The organism is uncultured Anaerococcus sp. (assembly GCF_963510915.1).
Taxonomy (GTDB): domain Bacteria; phylum Bacillota; class Clostridia; order Tissierellales; family Peptoniphilaceae; genus Anaerococcus.
In genome coordinates, this window is sequence record NZ_CAUPHG010000033.1 from 1 (window position 1) to 16818 (window position 16818).

20 protein-coding genes are annotated in these 16818 nt (G+C 34.8%); 19 read left to right on the forward strand and 1 reads right to left on the reverse strand.

All coding sequences use genetic code 11. The features are described 5' to 3' along the window. The 14 genes from RQ893_RS04255 to mnmA form a co-directional block, all read left to right on the forward strand. Nucleotides 1-752: DnaJ domain-containing protein (locus tag RQ893_RS04255; RefSeq protein ID WP_311481811.1), on the forward strand; the 752-nt coding region annotated here is incomplete at its 5' end. Between the two features lie 8 nt (nt 753-760). Further along, complete coding sequence (locus tag RQ893_RS04260) at nt 761-1543, forward strand: threonine/serine exporter family protein (protein WP_311481812.1); 783 nt, start codon at nt 761-763, stop codon at nt 1541-1543. Nucleotide 1544: 1 nt separating this feature from the next. Next, entirely contained in the window at nt 1545-2027 is a 483-nt protein-coding gene (locus tag RQ893_RS04265) for a threonine/serine exporter family protein (protein WP_311481813.1), read from the forward strand. Then, nucleotides 2024-2506 carry a peptide-methionine (S)-S-oxide reductase MsrA gene (msrA, locus tag RQ893_RS04270; RefSeq protein ID WP_311481814.1) on the forward strand — a complete coding sequence of 161 codons (483 nt, stop codon included), beginning with the start codon at nt 2024-2026 and terminating at the stop codon, nt 2504-2506. Before RQ893_RS04265 ends, msrA begins: the two co-directional genes overlap by 4 nt. A gap of 2 nt (nt 2507-2508) precedes the next feature. Continuing rightward, entirely contained in the window at nt 2509-3591 is a 1083-nt protein-coding gene (locus tag RQ893_RS04275; protein WP_311481815.1) for a GH25 family lysozyme, read from the forward strand. 35 nt (nt 3592-3626) lie between these two features. Further along, entirely contained in the window at nt 3627-3848 is a 222-nt protein-coding gene (locus tag RQ893_RS04280) for a PC4/YdbC family ssDNA-binding protein (RefSeq protein WP_311481816.1), read from the forward strand. Between the two features lie 41 nt (nt 3849-3889). Then, a complete protein-coding gene (locus tag RQ893_RS04285) occupies nt 3890-4303 on the forward strand; it encodes an EamA family transporter (protein ID WP_311481817.1) in 414 nt (137 codons plus the stop codon). 14 nt (nt 4304-4317) lie between these two features. Further along, nucleotides 4318-5010: an aldose epimerase gene (locus RQ893_RS04290; RefSeq protein WP_311481818.1), complete on the forward strand. Its 693-nt coding sequence runs from the start codon at nt 4318-4320 to the stop codon at nt 5008-5010. 87 nt (nt 5011-5097) lie between these two features. After that, on the forward strand, nt 5098-5757 hold the full coding sequence (locus RQ893_RS04295) for a response regulator transcription factor (protein WP_311481819.1): 660 nt from the start codon (nt 5098-5100) through the stop codon (nt 5755-5757). Beyond that, on the forward strand, nt 5742-6758 hold the full coding sequence (locus RQ893_RS04300; protein ID WP_311481820.1) for a HAMP domain-containing sensor histidine kinase: 1017 nt from the start codon (nt 5742-5744) through the stop codon (nt 6756-6758). The genes RQ893_RS04295 and RQ893_RS04300 overlap by 16 nt, the downstream gene beginning before the upstream one ends. Beyond that, complete coding sequence (locus tag RQ893_RS04305) at nt 6748-6993, forward strand: hypothetical protein (RefSeq protein WP_311481821.1); 246 nt, start codon at nt 6748-6750, stop codon at nt 6991-6993. The genes RQ893_RS04300 and RQ893_RS04305 overlap by 11 nt, the downstream gene beginning before the upstream one ends. Continuing rightward, on the forward strand, nt 6977-7264 hold the full coding sequence (locus RQ893_RS04310; protein ID WP_311481822.1) for a hypothetical protein: 288 nt from the start codon (nt 6977-6979) through the stop codon (nt 7262-7264). The genes RQ893_RS04305 and RQ893_RS04310 overlap by 17 nt, the downstream gene beginning before the upstream one ends. 75 nt (nt 7265-7339) lie before the next feature. Next, entirely contained in the window at nt 7340-8407 is a 1068-nt protein-coding gene (locus RQ893_RS04315; RefSeq protein ID WP_311481823.1) for a cysteine desulfurase family protein, read from the forward strand. After that, complete coding sequence (gene mnmA / locus RQ893_RS04320; RefSeq protein ID WP_311481824.1) at nt 8404-9507, forward strand: tRNA 2-thiouridine(34) synthase MnmA; 1104 nt, start codon at nt 8404-8406, stop codon at nt 9505-9507. Before RQ893_RS04315 ends, mnmA begins: the two co-directional genes overlap by 4 nt. Nucleotides 9508-9589: 82 nt before the next feature. Here mnmA and RQ893_RS04325 read toward each other — a convergent pair whose 3' ends face one another. Continuing rightward, nucleotides 9590-10417 carry an exodeoxyribonuclease III gene (locus RQ893_RS04325; protein ID WP_311481825.1) on the reverse strand — a complete coding sequence of 276 codons (828 nt, stop codon included), beginning with the start codon at nt 10415-10417 and terminating at the stop codon, nt 9590-9592. Nucleotides 10418-10551: 134 nt separating this feature from the next. Here RQ893_RS04325 and RQ893_RS04330 point away from each other — a divergent pair, with 134 nt between their 5' ends. From RQ893_RS04330 to secA, 5 genes are all read left to right on the forward strand, one after another. Then, nucleotides 10552-11508: a DUF3137 domain-containing protein gene (locus tag RQ893_RS04330; protein WP_311481826.1), complete on the forward strand. Its 957-nt coding sequence runs from the start codon at nt 10552-10554 to the stop codon at nt 11506-11508. Between the two features lie 40 nt (nt 11509-11548). Further along, nucleotides 11549-12103, forward strand: coding sequence for a LemA family protein (locus RQ893_RS04335; protein ID WP_311481827.1), 555 nt, complete (start codon nt 11549-11551; stop codon nt 12101-12103). 168 nt (nt 12104-12271) lie between these two features. After that, nucleotides 12272-13489, forward strand: a complete 1218-nt coding sequence (locus RQ893_RS04340; RefSeq protein ID WP_311481828.1) for a hypothetical protein — start codon at nt 12272-12274, stop codon at nt 13487-13489. Between the two features lie 146 nt (nt 13490-13635). After that, on the forward strand, nt 13636-14529 hold the full coding sequence (locus RQ893_RS04345) for an RluA family pseudouridine synthase (RefSeq protein WP_311481829.1): 894 nt from the start codon (nt 13636-13638) through the stop codon (nt 14527-14529). 271 nt (nt 14530-14800) lie between these two features. Further along, the coding region (gene secA / locus RQ893_RS04350) for a preprotein translocase subunit SecA (RefSeq protein WP_311481830.1) at nt 14801-16818 on the forward strand (2018 nt) is incomplete at its 3' end.

Sequence of the window (16818 nt, forward strand, 5' to 3'; positions counted from 1 at the left end):
GTTTAGGAACCTTGATTGGGACGATTTTTACAGTTCTAATCAACTTTATGAATATATTAGTGATGACCTTTGAAGGAATTAGGACTCTTTTGGCGCTTGTCTTTATGGTGGGCTGTTCGACTTTTATTTTCCTTCCAACTCTTTTATTATTTTTGCCAGCCAAGGTATGGTATGCGATTTTTATAATTCTTGTAATACCAATACTTGGGCCTAAGTTTATTTCTATATTAAGGTATGGTAATTATGTGCTTACAGAATGGCTATATGATAGAGCAAATTACTTGTTGACTGGAGAAAAGGTTGGGTTTGAAAATATTTCGGATTATTCTGAAAAATATAGGGTTGATCAAGAAAGAGAAAGACAAAGACAGGCCGAAGAAGAAGCTCGTCGCCGTCAAGAAGAGATGTATAACTACTTTGAAGACCTCTTTGGAAATTTCACTTACTATGATGCTAGAGATTTTAACCAAGGTAATTTTGGTGGCTTTAATGGTGGTAATTATGGCGGTGGATTTGCTGGTGTAAATGATCTTGGTTTTAAGGAAAAGTATGAGCTTGCAACAAGTAAACTTGGTGTACCAGTCAATACTGATATTTACGAGGTTAAGCTCCAGTACAGGAAGCTTGCTAAAAAATATCATCCAGACTTAAATAAGGAGCCAGGTGCCAAGGAAAAATTCCAAGAAATTAACGATGCCTATGAGTTTTTGTCAGAAGAAAATATAAAGAAATATAAAAATAATTATCTATAGGAAAAACCATGCACGATATAATTAAGAATGAAAAATCAGCCGACTTGTTATCTGAAGTGGCCTCAAATGCGGGAGCTATCATGCTTGAAAATGGGGCAGAGATATATAGGGTAGAGGATACTGTAGAAAGAATAATAAGAAGTAAGACAAATGCAAAAGACGTAGATGTCTACTCGACTTTTAATGTAATTATCCTTTCTTTTACCTTTGATAATGAGGTACACACTAATGTTAGAAGGGTAAAAAACAGGTCTAATAATCTTTTTTATATAGACAAGGTAAACCAGTTTTCAAGAGATTTTTGTGTTGGGAAATTCAGCTTGGAAGAGGCTTTGATTGAGCTTAAAAAAATTAAGGAGAGCAAGGGTAGACCACTTTTTGAAAGGATTTTTGGGGGAGCAATCGCCGCTGGAGCCTTTTCTCTACTTTTAAGTGGGGGTCAGAATGAAATGGCGATTTCTATAATAGTTGGGATGCTTTCCTACTATGCTGCAAACTTTATGGAGCAAAATGGAATTGGTTATTTTGTGGTAAACTACCTCTATGGAGTGATAGTTTCAATCCTAACTATAATTGCTGCCCATTTTATCCCAGATATTAAGTCTGGAATAATAATTGTTTCATCAATGATGGCTCTTCTTCCAGGAATTACGATTACAAATGCCATGAGAGATTTGATGAGTGGGGATGCAACATCAGGCTTAACCGGAGCGGTAATTGGTATTTTAATATCAACAGCCCTTGCTATGGGTGTTGGTACTCCAATTACTATAATGAAGATTTGGGGGTAAGATGTTTTATATTAGAGAATTTATTATATCAACCATAGCAGCAATTGGTTTTGGATTGATATTTAATTTACCCAAAAAAGCTATTTATATTGCAAGTCTTGCTGCTGGTTTTGGCTGGGTGATTTTCAAAGCGACCTTAGAATTTACTGGTTCTGTCTACCTCGGTTCTTTGATTTCAGCCCTAGTAATGGCGGCTACTGCAGAGGTTTTGGCAAGAATCTACCATTATCCAGCAAGTGTTTTTATTCTGCCGGGTATTATAAACCTATGCCCAGGAGAAGCGATTTATAAGTCGATGACAAACTTTATTTCTAACGATAACTATGTTGCGGTAGGCTACTTATACAAGGCTCTTGGAATAGCAGCAGCTATAGCTTTTGGAGTTTTGTTATCATCTTCTTTTTCAAGTTCGCTTAGGACTTTTAAAGAGAGAAGTCACAGGAGAACTGATTTTGTAGAGATAGCTAAAAGGAGTGAAAAATGAAGGAAATATACTTAGCAGGTGGATGTTTTTGGGGAGTAGATGCTTACTTTTCAAACCTAGATGGGGTAAAATCTACAGAAGTAGGGTATGCTAATGGTAAAACCGAAACAACTAGCTATGAAGATTTATATAAAACTGATTTTGCAGAAACTGTTAAGCTGACCTTTGATGAAGGGATAATTTCCTTAGAACAAATCCTTGAACATTTTTTCTACATTATAGACCCTTTTTCTCTAAATAAACAGGGCAATGACATGGGTCGTCAATATAGGACAGGAATTTATTCTGAAAACTTAGAAGACCTAACTTTTGCAAGAAAGTTTCTAGCTAGTAAGCAAGGACTAAGAGACAGAAAAATTCAAGTGGAAGTAGAAAAATTAAGGACTTATGTGAGGGCAGAAGCCTACCACCAAGATTATTTAAAGAAAAACCCAACAGGCTATTGTCATATAGACCTAACAGATGTATTGGAGATATAAGTATGAAATTAAAAAAAGTAATAGCTATTGGCGTGGCACTTTTAATTGGGACACCTAGCCTAGCCCACGCAAGTGACATTGTAATGTATGATGCAAGTAACCTTGATGATATTCTTGTAAAATATGCTGCTAAGACAGATCCTCTAAAAGACCAGCTTCAGAATGTAGGTTTGGCAAAAGATAATAAAAATCAAAAACCTGGTGTTAAGGCAGCCGAAGAAGAAGAAGATCTCATAGAAGAGGTGGAAGTTGAGGGTAAAAGACCAGATATTCATCCAAAAACTCCTGTATATACAAAGGTAGTAGACATAAGTGAGCACCAAAATCCTAGTGCTATAAACTATGATAAGTTTGCCAAAGATATAGATGGAGCTATCCTAAGAGCATCAATTACAACTTACAAGATAGATGATTATACAGGCGAAAGAGTCTATTACCCAAGACGCGACCACCATGTAGATACTCATTATAGAAACTTGAACAAGAGAAATGTACCAATAGGGTTTTACCATTATTCAAGGGCAACAAATCCACAAGAAGCAACCCGAGAAGCTAATTATGTTCTTGACTATGTAAAAGATAAAAATGTTTCCCTACCGATTTATTTAGACATTGAAGATAGTCTAAAACAAGCAAAGTCAAACATGAAAAATATTTCTAGCGCTGCTGATACTTTCTTAAAAATTATGGAAAGAAATGGTTATGTGGCTGGTGTTTATTCATATCCAAATTTTGCCAAAAAGTACCTAACAAAAGAAATTAGAAATAGGGGAAATTTCTGGTTAGCAAACTATGTTAAATCAGGTTTTACTAGATATAAAGAAACAGATTTTGATAGCTGGCAATATACCGAAAAGGGAAGAGTAAAAGGCTATAATGGTAATGTTGATAAAAGTTTCTTATATAAAGATTATCCTTTGATAATCAAGGGCAAGTCTAGGAAAAATTATGACGACCTAGTAAAGGAAGTTATTGCTGGCCATTGGTCATATGGCAAAGAAAGAAGAAAACGTCTAACTTATGCAGGTTACGACTACAAGAAAGTCCAAACAGAAGTTAATAGGCGTTTGAGATTGAATAAATAAAAAATGAACATATATTGATATTAGGAGAGTGAATTATGGCAATAAAATACGATATAGTGGAAAATATTGGTATTCTTTCTACCAATGCCAAGGGTTGGACTAAAGAGTTAAACCTTGTTAGCTGGAATGAAAGAGAAGCTAAATATGACATTAGAGATTGGAATGAAGACCATACTAGGATGAGCAAGGGAATCACCCTTACAACAGAAGAGGCAGAAGTTCTTAAAAATATCCTAGCTGATGAATTTGATAATTAATTATACTCTCCCTTGATGGGGGAGTTTTTTAAGGAGAAGATATGGCATATTTTTACGCACTGGTATCTGCTATTTTTGCAGCCCTAACATCAATCTTAGCTAAAATCGGGATTTCAGATATCAATTCAAACCTAGCGACTGCCATCAGGACGACTGTAGTCCTAATATTTTCATGGATTATGGTCTTTGTAGTCGGAGGTCAACATGATCTATCAGAAATTAGCAAGAAATCAATGGCATTTCTAATCCTATCAGGTCTTGCCACTGGTATATCCTGGCTTGCCTTTTATAAAGCTCTTCAAATGGCAGACGCTTCCAAAGTTGTGCCAATAGACAAGCTAAGTGTAGCTTTTACCCTAATCTTTGCCTTTGTCTTTTTGGGTGAACTTGCTAGCAAAAAAGCAATAATCGGAACAATTTTAATAACAATAGGCACCTTAATAATGGTCGTATAGGATAAGGAGTTAAGATGAAAATTGAACTAACAAATAAGAAAACTAAGCTAATTGCAGACACAAACGGAGCTTACATAGACGAATTTATCTATGACGGTAAGGACGTATTTTTCCCTAAGTTTGAAACAGAAATAGGGGGCAAAAAGAAAATCAGGGGAGGTTCTCACCCTTGCCTTCCATCATTTGGGCCAAGCGAGATTAATGACTTAAAAGACCACGGCTATGGCAGAGATTATGATTGGGAAATTATTGATCAAAGTCCAAGTAAGGTTGTTTTTCACCTTAAAGGCAAGTGTGGTTATGAGGGGATGGATTCTTTTATAAGCTATGAGCTTGGTGAAAATTATTTAATCGGAGAGATTAAAATGGTAAATAATTCTGAAAAAGAATTGCCTCTTGCTCCAGGTTTCCACCCTTATTTTAGGGCAGGGGATGATTTTTTGGTAGATGGTCTTGATTTTGGAGATTTTGATCTAAAAGACACCTTCTTCCTAGATGCAAGTGCAGTATCTTTTAAGGCAGATAATTTTAGGGTTAAAATTATAAATGATAATTTCCACAAGTTCGCCATATGGACAGACTTTTTAGATGACTATAGGTGTGTGGAGCCTTGCTACAATGGCAAGTCCTTTGTAAAGGGTGGAGAGCCTTATATTTTAAAAGCTGGGGGAACTTTCTCTGCAAAGATGAAAATTGAAATAGCATGATAAATTAGCCGGGCCTAGGGTCTGGTTTTTTTGTGGTCTTTATCAATTCTTGATAATAATCGCTTATAATAAAGAAGAGGTGAGAGAATGGATATTTGTATAATTGAAGATAATTTGGCTCTTGTAGAATCCCTCAAAGACTTATTGGAAGGTGAAGGCTATGGGGTTGATTATTTTCTTGATTTAAGAGAAATTGAAGATTATCTTAGTTTAAATAAGTATTCCTTGATAATTTTAGACTTGATGCTTGGAGAATTGGATGGCCTTGATTATTTGAAATTGATAAGAGATGAGATAAACAGGCCAATAATAATCCTTACTGCTAAAGCTGGTAAAGATGATGAGCTAAGGGGCTTAAAATTAGGTGCGGACGATTATATTAAGAAGCCATTTGATCCGGACATCTTACTCGCTAGGATAAAAGCCAAGCTAAGGCCATTTGAAAATAGAAAAATAAACTACAAGGAAACTACCTTTGATTTTGAAACGGGTTTTGTAAAGAAAAATGAAAATAAGGTTTATTTTACAAGTCAAGAGAAAAAGATTTTAAACATTCTTTATGTAAATAGGGGGAGGATTCTTTCAAAAGAGAGCATACTTTCCATGGTGTCGGACAATTTTGATTCTATATCTGAAAAAACAATTGTGACCCATATTTATAATATAAGGAAGAAAATCCTAGAAATCGGAGCAGATGACCCGGTAGAAAATGTTTGGAAGGAGGGATATAAATGGAAAAACGAGTGAAAAACTTGGTGTTTTCTCTTTTGATAGATAATTTCTTGAGGGTTTTAGTTTATGGCATCCTTACGATTTTGGCTATAAAATTAACTGCTGAATACCTTTATCCCATAAGGCTAAAAAGTGATTTTCCTATGGGAGTTTTTATGATTTATTCTCTATATTTTCTAAGAAAACTTTACATGGGAATTGATAAAAATATACTAAAAGATTTAAGGACTCTTGAAGAAGCTATAAGAACAGATGACTATGATAAAGACATAGACCTTGCTGAATTTGACATCATAGCAAAAACTATTAAAGATAAAAATGAAAAAATAAGACAAAAAGATATTTTTATAAAAACAAGTCTAGCAGCCATTTCCCACGATATGAAAACGCCTCTTACGGTGATAAATACTAATCTTTCAATGATAAAATCAACTGACCCAAAAAACCAAAAGAGGATTTCTAAAATCAAGGGAGAAAGCGAAAAAATTTCCGCTTATATTGATGATTTGATGGAGGTAAGCGGGGGCTTTATTGATGAAATTCACTTAGAAAAAATTTCACTTTCGGAATTAATGGCAAATCTTAAAGCAAACTTATCACTTTTTGAAGATATGAAGGAAGAAAAAATCAATCTTACAAATAAAATAAATTTCAAAGGTGGTTTTTATATTAAGATTGATAAAAAGAGGTTTGATAAGGCTCTTAGCCAACTATTAACCAATGCCTTTGAGCACAAAAAGAGTGTGGTTTGGCTAGAGGTCATGAAAAAAGATAATAAATTAATAATTACGGTTGCCGATGATGGGGCAGGTTTTGATGAAAAAAGCCTAAGGGATGGGAAAAAACTCTTCTATACAGATAATTACGGCAGGACTTCTGGCAAGGGGACAGGCATGGGGCTTTTTATAGCAGATTCTTATATAGCTTCCATGAGAGGTGACCTTATTTTAGCAAATGAAAATGGGGGACGAGCCAAAATTTGCCTAGACCTTGAGGAGGAAGATTATGGAAAATAATTTGTTTTTAATGGCTCTAGTAATTTTTGGAGCGATAGATTTTTATAAATTATTAAAAAATGACCTAGGGTTTTTTAGCTTTTTTAGGCCCATAAGTCTTGCTCTTACTTACAAATTTATTCTCGAAGGGATAGACCAAAGGCTTTATTTAATTGCCCTTATTTACTTTTTGTTTTTAGCCTATATTTATACAAAGAAGATGAGAAAGGAAGAAGAATATGAAAAAGAAATTTGATTTTTACGATTTTTTAGTATTTATTTTTGGACTTGTTGGTTTTGGTGGATATTATTTACTTATGACCGAATATTTTAAAGTTGATCCATTTAAAGGATTAGCCATTATACCGACTATATACTTTGGCATTTCGGTTTTTACCATGGTTTTTGTCTACGATATAGTTAATGAGAAAATTGGAGATATTTTTTTCTTAACACACAAGACAGTCCACCTAGTTTCCTATATTTTTGGACCAATAACCTTTATTTACAAAATGATAAATAAGTAAAATTAACCAGCTTAGTGCTGGTTTTACTTTGGCTAAAAATCTTGAATAGAAGCGCTAGACAAGTATATTGAAAGAATGAAGAAGATTTATTTTGACTATGCGGCAACCAGCATAAAAAGAAAGAAAATTTTAGAAGATATATTAAATCAGGCTGACTTATTTGACGGCAATCCAGATTCTAGTCATTCTTTTGGCAGAGATTCTAAAAAGATTTTGGAAGAAGCGAGACAAAACATTGCCAAAAGCATCGGAGCAAAGCCAAGTCAGATAATTTTTACATCTGGGGCTAGCGAATCAAACAACACAGTCCTAGCAGCTTTTAAAAATGAAAAAATAATCACAACTAATATCGAGCATGATTCAATCGAAAATACTTATGTGCCAGAAAATACTATCCTAATTGAAGCGAGCGATGAAGGCATAAGCCTTGATGATTTGAAAGCGAAAATAACTGACGAAGTGAAACTCGTTTCGGTAATGATGGTTAATAATGAAATGGGTCTTATAATGCCGATTAAGGAAATCGGTGAATTTCTAAAGGATAAGGGCATTTCTTTTCACGTTGACTGTGTCCAAGCCTACGGCCACCTTGATATAGATGTGGATGCCATGAACATTGACTTCTTATCCCTTTCTGGCCACAAAATTGGGGGTATTAATGGTTTTGGCCTTCTTTACGCAAGAGAAAACCTCCCTTCTTTTATAAAGGGTGGCGAGCAGGAAAAATACCGCAGGGCAGGCACATCATTCGTGATGGGAGCCTATTCCATGGCCAAATCTTTTCCTCTTATGATTTCTGAAAGGGAAAAAATAAAAGACTTAAAGAATTATTTACTAGAAAGTCTTGCCAAATCAAAGATTAATTACCAAATAAATGGAAATCCAAAAAAGACCGTCGATCATATAGTAAATATTTATTTTAAAGACTATAGGTCAGACTTTTTGCTAACTTATCTTGATATGCATGGCATAGGCGTTTCTGCAGGATCAGCTTGTAGGGCGGGAGCAGTGATTCCTTCAAAGGTAGTTGAAAGAATTTATGGACAAGAGAGAGCCAGTCATTCACTAAGAATTAGCCTAGGTTTTGAAAACACAAAGGCAGACATAGATAGGCTATTAGAAGTTTTAGGAGACTTGAGATGAGAGATAAAAAAGATATAAAGGTAATAGTAGGCATTTCTGGTGGGGTGGATTCCTCTGTTGCAGCCCTTCTTTTGAAGGAAGAGGGCTATGATGTGACAGGGATATTCATGAAAAACTGGGATGATACAGATGAAAATGGCTTTTGTACTGCCGAAGAAGACTTTGAAGATGCAGTCGCTGTTTGTAACCAAATCGGGATTCCTTATTATTCCATAAATTTTGAAAAAGAATACTATGACAGGGTTTTTTCTTACTTTCTTGATGAATACAAGAAGGGTAGGACACCAAATCCTGATATCATGTGCAATAAGGAAATAAAATTCAAGGCCTTTTTGGACTTTGCAAAAAATCTTGGGGCAGACTTCCTTGCAACAGGTCATTATGCAAGAGTTGATAGAAAAGATGGAGAAACCAAGATGCTTAGGGGTCTTGATTCTAACAAGGACCAGACTTATTTTCTTAGCCAACTTTCTCAAGAACAAATAAAAGACGTTTTATTTCCGGTAGGAGATTTGCAAAAGTCAGAAGTGAGGGAAATCGCCCAAAAAGCAGGTCTTGCGACTGCAAATAAAAAAGATTCGACAGGAATTTGCTTCATTGGTGAAAGAGATTTTAATGAATTTCTTTCTCATTATTTGCCAGCCCAGCCGGGTAATATTGTCGATACCCAAGGCCGTGTCATGGGAAGGCACGACGGTTTGATGTATCACACAATCGGTCAAAGACGTGGACTTGGCATAGGTGGTGAGGGGGAAGCTTGGTTTGTTTACGGCAAGGATTTAGAGAAAAACGAACTTTTAGTTTGCCAAGGAAAGAACAATCCTCTTTTATTTTCAAACAAGCTTTATGGATCAGAATTTTCTACAATTTCTGACAAAGACTCTCCAAAGGAATTTGATTGCACAGCCAAATTCAGATATAGGCAGGCAGATATAAATGCCCATGTGAAAGTCCTAGGAGATGGCAAGGTCGAAGTGACCTATGATGCCACCAAGGCAGTCACCCCAGGTCAAGCCGCAGTTTTCTATGACGGAGAAGTTTGCTTAGGATCGGCTATAATTGATGAAGTTTATATGGATGATAAAAAACTAAGAGTTTAAAATCAATGTTAAAAATAAATTAAATTGCAAACAAAAATAAACCTTGAAGACCATTTGAAAATGGAACATTCAAGGTTTTTACTTATATATTAATTTCCAAAACAATTGGGGTGTGGTCTTGTCTTTCGCCAGAGTCAATCATGTCTGAATTTGTGATTAAATCTTTTATTCTATTAGAAACTAGAAAATAATCTATCCTCCAGCCTGAATTGTTGATTTTGCTTGTTTTTACCCTTTGGGCCCACCAAGTATAGCGGCCTTCGACATCGCCGTGGATGTGCCTAAAGGTGTCTGTAAAGCCCTTTGCTAAAAGATTTGTAAAGCCTTCTCTTTCTTCATCTGTAAAACCAGCTGATTCGTGGTTATTTTCTGGGTGAGCAAGGTCGATTTCTTCGTGGGCAACATTAAAGTCACCAGCGGCAATTACTGGCTTGTTTTGGTCAAGACTTTTTAAATAATCAGCGTAAAGCCTATCCCAAACCTGCCTGTCAGCTAGTCTACTAAGACCATTTCCTGCATTTGGTGTATAGACATGGGTAAAGTAAAAATCATCAAACTCCAAGGTGATAATCCTACCCTCAAAATCCATAGTGCAAGGGGCACCGATTTGTGGGAAAGTCGCCTCGATATTTAGACCTCTTTTGTAAAGGGTCATAGTTCCTGCGTAGGATTTACGAGCTGGGTCCTCGCTTGACCTATAAACATAATCATAGTCAGGGAAATATTCAGCAAGTTTCACTATATGCTTTTTGCTAAGTCCTGTGTAAGGGAGTTTAGTTTCTTGGATTGCAATTACATCAGCATCTTCTTTTACTACTGTATCTAAAACCAAACGACTCATAATAGCTCTTGCTGAATCGCTAGTAAGCGCCGCATTTAGTGAATCTATATTCCATGAAATAAATTTCATATCTACCTCTCTTTTTTTATTCTCTATTATTAATATACAACTTATAGGCAATAAAGAAAATTTTAATAAAAATATGTTATTGTTAATAAGGTTTTCATGAAAAAGGAAGTATATTATTAAAAAGGGGTGAAATAATGAAAGAATATTATAATAATGCTTTTTCAAGTCCTGATACATTAAAAAGGATTGAAGAAAAAGAAAAATCTCCTCAGATTCAAGAAAAACTTGCGGCAATTAAGGAAGAAATGAAGGGCAAAAAAACAGAGACTTTTGACTATAGGCTTTTGATTGCTGGATTCATTGGACTTTTGCTCATAAGGACTCGTTACTATTCTCTTTTTGTAATAGCCTTAATCTGCTATTTTAAATTTTTTAAGTCTCCTGATAAGGTTGACCATGATATTAGTGAAGACTATGTAGATGGTTTTGTAAATCCAATTTTAGAAGAGATTTTCCCAGGGACTAAGCTAGATTATAATGACAGCTTAGGAGAAAGTGATTTTGATAAAATCTTTCCTCGTGCCTATAGTTATGAATCAAATTGCCATATAAGTTTTGCTGATGAATACGAGACCCAGATTTTCAATTTAGAAGCTGTTGCCCAGGATAGAAATTCTAAGGGGAATCTTGTTTATAGAACAGAATTTGGTGGCCAGGTTTTATTGATGAATTTTAGAACTAAATCCACAGGTCATGTTAGGATTGTTCCCCTAAAATATAGGAATGATTATGGTCCACATATGGATATATCCTATGGAAAAATCCGTGATGGGGAAAGAGAAATATTTACAGAATCGATAGAGTTTAATAATGCCTATGGGGTTTTTGCAACAGATGAGCTTGCTGCAAAAAAAATCCTTGATCCAAATATTATAAATATAATGAACTCTTGGATAGGTAGGACTGCTTTGTGGTTATATATGGATGAAGATGGGCTTATGATGGGTTTTCGATCATGGAAAGATATGTTTGCCTTACCATCAAAAAAATCTGAAATTGAAAAACTTTCCCTAAGTGGTGAGTATGACAAAGTTGGGATGAATTTAGGATATTATTATGGCCTTATGGATATAATTAGGGAAAAATTATAAGCGGGTTTATTGAGAAAAATTTTTATAAAGGAGTAATTTAATGAATATTAAAATTTTATTAATACCAATAATTTTGTACTTGCTTCTTAGATTTTTTATTAAGACAACAAACAAATTAAAAAGATGTGGGATAGTTATTGAGGAATCAAAGAAGAATGTAGATATAGCCCTTGCCAAAAGATATGATACAATTTGCGAGATGATTAATGTAGCAAAATCATATGCAAGATATGAAAAAAATACCTTTACAGAACTAGCTAAATCAAGAGCTAGCCATAGTATAGAAGATTTTAACACTACAATAAAAAATCAAGATCAAACCATAGATAAGATTTTTGCCCTTGCTGAAGCCTATCCAGAATTAAGGTCATCTGACGAATTTTTGAATTTGCAAAAAGAAATAGATGATGAAAATGAACAACTGGCTGCTGCTAAGAGGATAGTTAATAACAATGTTAGCCTACTTAATCAAGAAATAGTTACTTTCCCAACCTCAGTAGTTGCAAGTATGAATGGGATAAGACAGTTGGATTTTCTTAGTGAAGAAAATATAGAAAATAAAAGAACAATTGATAATTTTGATTACGAAATTTAAAAGACTAAAAAATATATAAACTGACCCCAAAAGTTGAAATTTTTGACTTAGGTGGTCAGTTTTTTTGGGAAAAATATGATTTCTACAAATTTAACACAAATTTAACACCTATTTGGGTATTATATAATTAAGAAAGACACTAATATGAGAATTTTTAAGGAGGGTGTCATGAAAAAATCTAAATTATTACTAGCCCTAGCAATTTCCGCTATGGTAATCAATAGCGCTTATGCTAATGAAGAAAAGAAACCAATAAAAGAAGACCAAAAAATTGAAGAAGTAGCAAAGGCAAAGATTTCAGATATCTATGTTGTAAAAAAAATAAATGAAGAGGGAGTAGATGTTTACAAGAAATCTAACCCAGAAGAAGTTTACAATGTGCCTAAAAAAGATTTTAAGGATATCGAACTAATTGAGGGCTTGGAAGTTAAAATTGAAAGCGATGATGTAGTTTTAAATTCCTACCCAGCTAAATTTGCGAAAATCCACAGCATAAGTGAAGTTAAGGCTGATGAAGAAAAAGTTGTTAGAGATTTTGTTGTAAAAGAAATCAACGAAGAAGGCGTCACCCTTTATGAAGTTGGAAACGAATCAAATCTTTATAATGTGCCAAAATCTGAATTTAAAAATATGAAAATAGAAAAGGGCAAAGTCTTTACAATTACATCAAATGATGTAAGTACAAATTCAGACCCAGCCCAATTCGGAAAGATTTTCTCAATTGTTGAAAAAGAGAAGCCAGCTAAGACTATGGTAAAATCATATGTTGTAGAAAAAATTGCTAATGATATAGTAACAGTTCACGAAAAAGACAACAAGGAAAATAAGTACAATATAGCTAAAAAAGATTTTGGCAAGGAAAATCCAAAAGAAGGCGAAACTTACAAGATTGAAACATCAGATGAGATTCTAACTTCAGATCCTGCCCAATTTGCAAAAATTTATAAGGTGGAATTGGAAAAAGAAGCTCCAAAGAAGGAAGAAAAGCCAGTTGAAAAGAAAAAACCAGCTGGAAAACCTATGGAAAATAAAAAAGAAAATGAGAAAGAAACAGCAAAAACCCTTTCTGATACATTCGTTGTAGAAAAAATCGATGAAGAAGGTGTAACTGTTTATAGAAAATCAAACAAGGAAGATAAGTACCTTGTTCCTAAAAAAGATTTCGGTAAACTAGAAATTAAGAAAGGCAAGGAATATAAAATCTTTACAGATGACATAGTTCTAACATCTTACCCAGCACAATTCGGCAAGATTATAAAAATCGAAGAAGTAATGGCAGGAAATAATAAAAATTCAGCCAAAAACCCAAAAACTGGTTTGGTTGGAACAGGCTTTACTCTAATTGGTTTAATTGGCGCTGGTCTAGGATATAAGAAAATCAAATAATAACTAAAACGGTCCTGGGAGGGCCGTTTTTTAACTTGATACGTGCATCTTCTTTAGAAAAATATAAATATATGAAAGTTAGTTTTTAGGCTTAATAAAATTTGCAAAGCCCATGCAGAAAAATAAATTTCTAATATAATAGAACCATGATACTAATAGCAGATGACCTTATAAGAGTTGATAAATATATATCTGATGAACTTGATGAAATACCAAGAGAAAAGATAAAAGATTTTATCAAAGCTTCCTTAATAAAAGTAAATGAGAAAGTAGTTAAACCTTCAACTAAGCTAAAGATGGGTGATGAAATTTTTATAGACGATTCACTTTTTGAAGTGCCAGAGATTGTCCCAGAAGATATTCCACTTGATATCGTCTATGAAAATGATGACTTTGCGGTAATAAACAAGCAAAAAAACCTAATTGTCCACCCGGCAGGGTCCATTGTTACAGGGACTTTGGTAAATGCTTTGCTTTTTAAATATGGCTATGACGGCCTATCCCACATTGGCGGGGAAGATAGGCCAGGCATTGTCCACAGGCTTGATAAGGATACAACAGGGCTCATGGTGATAGCAAAGACCAACGAAGCCTATCGATACTTAAAAACTCTTTTTGAAACCAGACAGGTTAGGAAAGAATACCTGGCTATTGTTTTTGGAAATTTCGACCAAAAGAATGGAAGGATTGAAAACTTTATGGACAGAGACCCTCACAATAGACGCAAGATGGCGGTCAGACCTAGTGGAAGAAAGGCGATTTCTGAATACGAAGTTTTAAGCGAAGTAGATGGTTTTAGCTTGGTTAAAGTTCACATAATTACAGGTAGGACCCACCAAATTAGAGTCCACATGACGGATATCAACCACCCACTCTTGGGAGATCCGGTCTATGGGAATTTTAAGCATAAATTTAACCTAGATCATCCGCTTCTTCATTGCACCCACCTAGCTTTTTGGGACATGGGAGGAAATGAAAGGATTTTTGATAAAAAAGTACCGGATGAGTTTGAGAAGTACAAAGATATTCTCGGTTTATAATATATGAAATGAGATTTTTATTTAATAAATATATATGGCTCTAAAGAAATTTGGAGCCTTTTTAGGTTAAATTTGAAGTTAGTTTGAATTTTAGATTGAATAATGGAAGCTAAGCCTATATAATGTATAGTGGATTAAAATCATTATCGGTTTATTTTACAAAATTAATACTTGAGTTCAAATAGGAATGACCCTTGCCTAGATTGCCCATATTTGATTGAAATTTTGTATAATAAGGGTAGGATAAGTGAAGAATTGGAAGGTGAAAAATTTGGCATTATTTAATATATTTAAGTCATTTAGTCAAAAAGAAATCGAAGAAAATCAAAAAATTGTTGATAAGATTCTAGCGCTAGATGAAGATATGCAAAAGTTGACTGATGAACAGTTACAACATAAAACAGTAGAATTTAAAGAAAGACTAAAAAACGGCGAGACCCTAGATGACCTCTTAGTAGAGGCTTTTGCTGTAGTTAGAGAAGCAAGTGACAGGGTATTAGGCATTAAGCACTATCCAGTGCAGCTTTTAGGTGGTATTGTACTACATAATGGACAGATAGCAGAAATGAAGACAGGTGAAGGTAAGACTCTTGTAGCAACACTTCCATCTTACTTAAATGCCTTATCTGGCAAAGGCGTTCACGTAGTAACAGTAAACGACTACCTTGCAAAGCGTGACCAAGAGTGGATGGGTAAGGTTCATACCTGGCTTGGTCTATCTGTAGGTTGTATTATTTATGGACTTACAAATAGTGAAAGAAGAGAAAACTACAACGCTGATATCACTTATGGTACAAACAACCAATTTGGTTTCGACTACCTAAGAGATAACATGGTTATTTATAAGGAAGACATGGTTCAACGTGGTCTAAATTACGCAATCGTGGACGAAGTGGACTCAATCTTAATAGATGAGGCAAGAACTCCACTTATTATTTCAGGCCAAGGTGATGAATCTACAGATACCTATGAGAGGGCAAATGAATTCATTCAAACCCTTGAAGGTAGGATTCTTGATCCTAATGAAGATGCTGATATAGACCCATTTGATAGGGAATTTAAGGTAGAAGATGTAGACTTCCTTGTAGATGAAAAGAGAAAAACATCAAACCTTACAGAAAAGGGTACAAAGAAAGCTGAAGAATTCTTTGGAATTGACAACCTATCTGATACAGAAAACCTAGAACTATCTCACTATATCAACAACGCCCTAAAGGCTAATACAACAATGACAAGAGATATTGACTATGTTGTAAACCATGGCGAAGTTGAAATCGTAGATGAATTTACAGGTCGTATCATGCAAGGTAGGAGATTCTCAGACGGTCTTCACCAAGCTATAGAGGCTAAAGAAGGAGTAGAAGTTAAGGCGGAAAGCAAGACTCTTGCTACCATTACCTTCCAAAATTACTTTAGAATGTACGCAAAATTATCAGGTATGACTGGTACTGCAAAAACAGAAGAAGACGAATTTGATGAAATCTATAAACTAGACGTAGTTGAAATTCCAACCAACAGACCTGTTCAAAGACAAGACGATAACGATCACGTTTATATCAACGAACGTGGTAAGTTTAATGCGATTATAAATGAAATTAACAAGGTCCACGCAACTGGCCAACCAATCTTAGTTGGTACTATCTCAATCGAAGCAAGTGAGAGACTTTCTGAAGCTTTAAAACAAGCTGGTATCAAACATACAGTCTTAAACGCAAAAAACCACGAAAGAGAAGCAGAAATTGTTGCTCAAGCAGGTAGGCTCGGAGCAGTAACTATTGCAACCAACATGGCAGGCCGTGGTACAGATATCACCCTTGGTGGTAACGTAGACTTTATGGCTAAACAAAAGCTAAGAAGAGAGGGAACTAGCGAAGAATTAATCGAAGAAGTTGACTCATTCTCAGCTACTGATAACCAAGAAATCATTGATATTAGAAAGAAATTTAGACATTATAAAGATCAATTTAGACCTGGTATTAAGGAAGAAGAACAAGAAGTAATCAAGGCAGGCGGCTTATACATCATAGGTTCTGAAAGACACGAATCAAGACGTATTGATAACCAGCTAAGAGGACGTTCAGGTCGTCAGGGGGACCCAGGTAAGTCAAGGTTCTTTATATCCCTAGAAGATGATTTAATCAGACTAAATGGTGGAGAAGCTGTAGCAAAATTTGTTCAAAAGGCAGATTTCGATGAAAATGAACCAATCGTATCAAGAATGGTTACAAGGTCAATTGAAAAGGCTCAAACAAGAGTAGTTTCAAATAACTTTGCGACAAGAAAGAGAGG

What these genes read in the sequence shown, in the direction of transcription:
- RQ893_RS04260 (WP_311481812.1), top strand. Translation starts at nt 761, where the DNA reads ATGCACGATATAATTAAGAATGAAAAATCAGCCGACTTGTTATCTGAA.
- RQ893_RS04265 (WP_311481813.1), top strand. Translation starts at nt 1,545, where the DNA reads ATGTTTTATATTAGAGAATTTATTATATCAACCATAGCAGCAATTGGT.
- msrA (WP_311481814.1), top strand. Translation starts at nt 2,024, where the DNA reads ATGAAGGAAATATACTTAGCAGGTGGATGTTTTTGGGGAGTAGATGCT.
- RQ893_RS04275 (WP_311481815.1), top strand. Translation starts at nt 2,509, where the DNA reads ATGAAATTAAAAAAAGTAATAGCTATTGGCGTGGCACTTTTAATTGGG.
- RQ893_RS04280 (WP_311481816.1), top strand. Translation starts at nt 3,627, where the DNA reads ATGGCAATAAAATACGATATAGTGGAAAATATTGGTATTCTTTCTACC.
- RQ893_RS04285 (WP_311481817.1), top strand. Translation starts at nt 3,890, where the DNA reads ATGGCATATTTTTACGCACTGGTATCTGCTATTTTTGCAGCCCTAACA.
- RQ893_RS04290 (WP_311481818.1), top strand. Translation starts at nt 4,318, where the DNA reads ATGAAAATTGAACTAACAAATAAGAAAACTAAGCTAATTGCAGACACA.
- RQ893_RS04295 (WP_311481819.1), top strand. Translation starts at nt 5,098, where the DNA reads ATGGATATTTGTATAATTGAAGATAATTTGGCTCTTGTAGAATCCCTC.
- RQ893_RS04300 (WP_311481820.1), top strand. Translation starts at nt 5,742, where the DNA reads ATGGAAAAACGAGTGAAAAACTTGGTGTTTTCTCTTTTGATAGATAAT.
- RQ893_RS04305 (WP_311481821.1), top strand. Translation starts at nt 6,748, where the DNA reads ATGGAAAATAATTTGTTTTTAATGGCTCTAGTAATTTTTGGAGCGATA.
- RQ893_RS04310 (WP_311481822.1), top strand. Translation starts at nt 6,977, where the DNA reads ATGAAAAAGAAATTTGATTTTTACGATTTTTTAGTATTTATTTTTGGA.
- RQ893_RS04315 (WP_311481823.1), top strand. Translation starts at nt 7,340, where the DNA reads ATGAAGAAGATTTATTTTGACTATGCGGCAACCAGCATAAAAAGAAAG.
- mnmA (WP_311481824.1), top strand. Translation starts at nt 8,404, where the DNA reads ATGAGAGATAAAAAAGATATAAAGGTAATAGTAGGCATTTCTGGTGGG.
- RQ893_RS04325 (WP_311481825.1), bottom strand. Translation starts at nt 10,417, where the DNA reads ATGAAATTTATTTCATGGAATATAGATTCACTAAATGCGGCGCTTACT.
- RQ893_RS04330 (WP_311481826.1), top strand. Translation starts at nt 10,552, where the DNA reads ATGAAAGAATATTATAATAATGCTTTTTCAAGTCCTGATACATTAAAA.
- RQ893_RS04335 (WP_311481827.1), top strand. Translation starts at nt 11,549, where the DNA reads ATGAATATTAAAATTTTATTAATACCAATAATTTTGTACTTGCTTCTT.
- RQ893_RS04340 (WP_311481828.1), top strand. Translation starts at nt 12,272, where the DNA reads ATGAAAAAATCTAAATTATTACTAGCCCTAGCAATTTCCGCTATGGTA.
- RQ893_RS04345 (WP_311481829.1), top strand. Translation starts at nt 13,636, where the DNA reads ATGATACTAATAGCAGATGACCTTATAAGAGTTGATAAATATATATCT.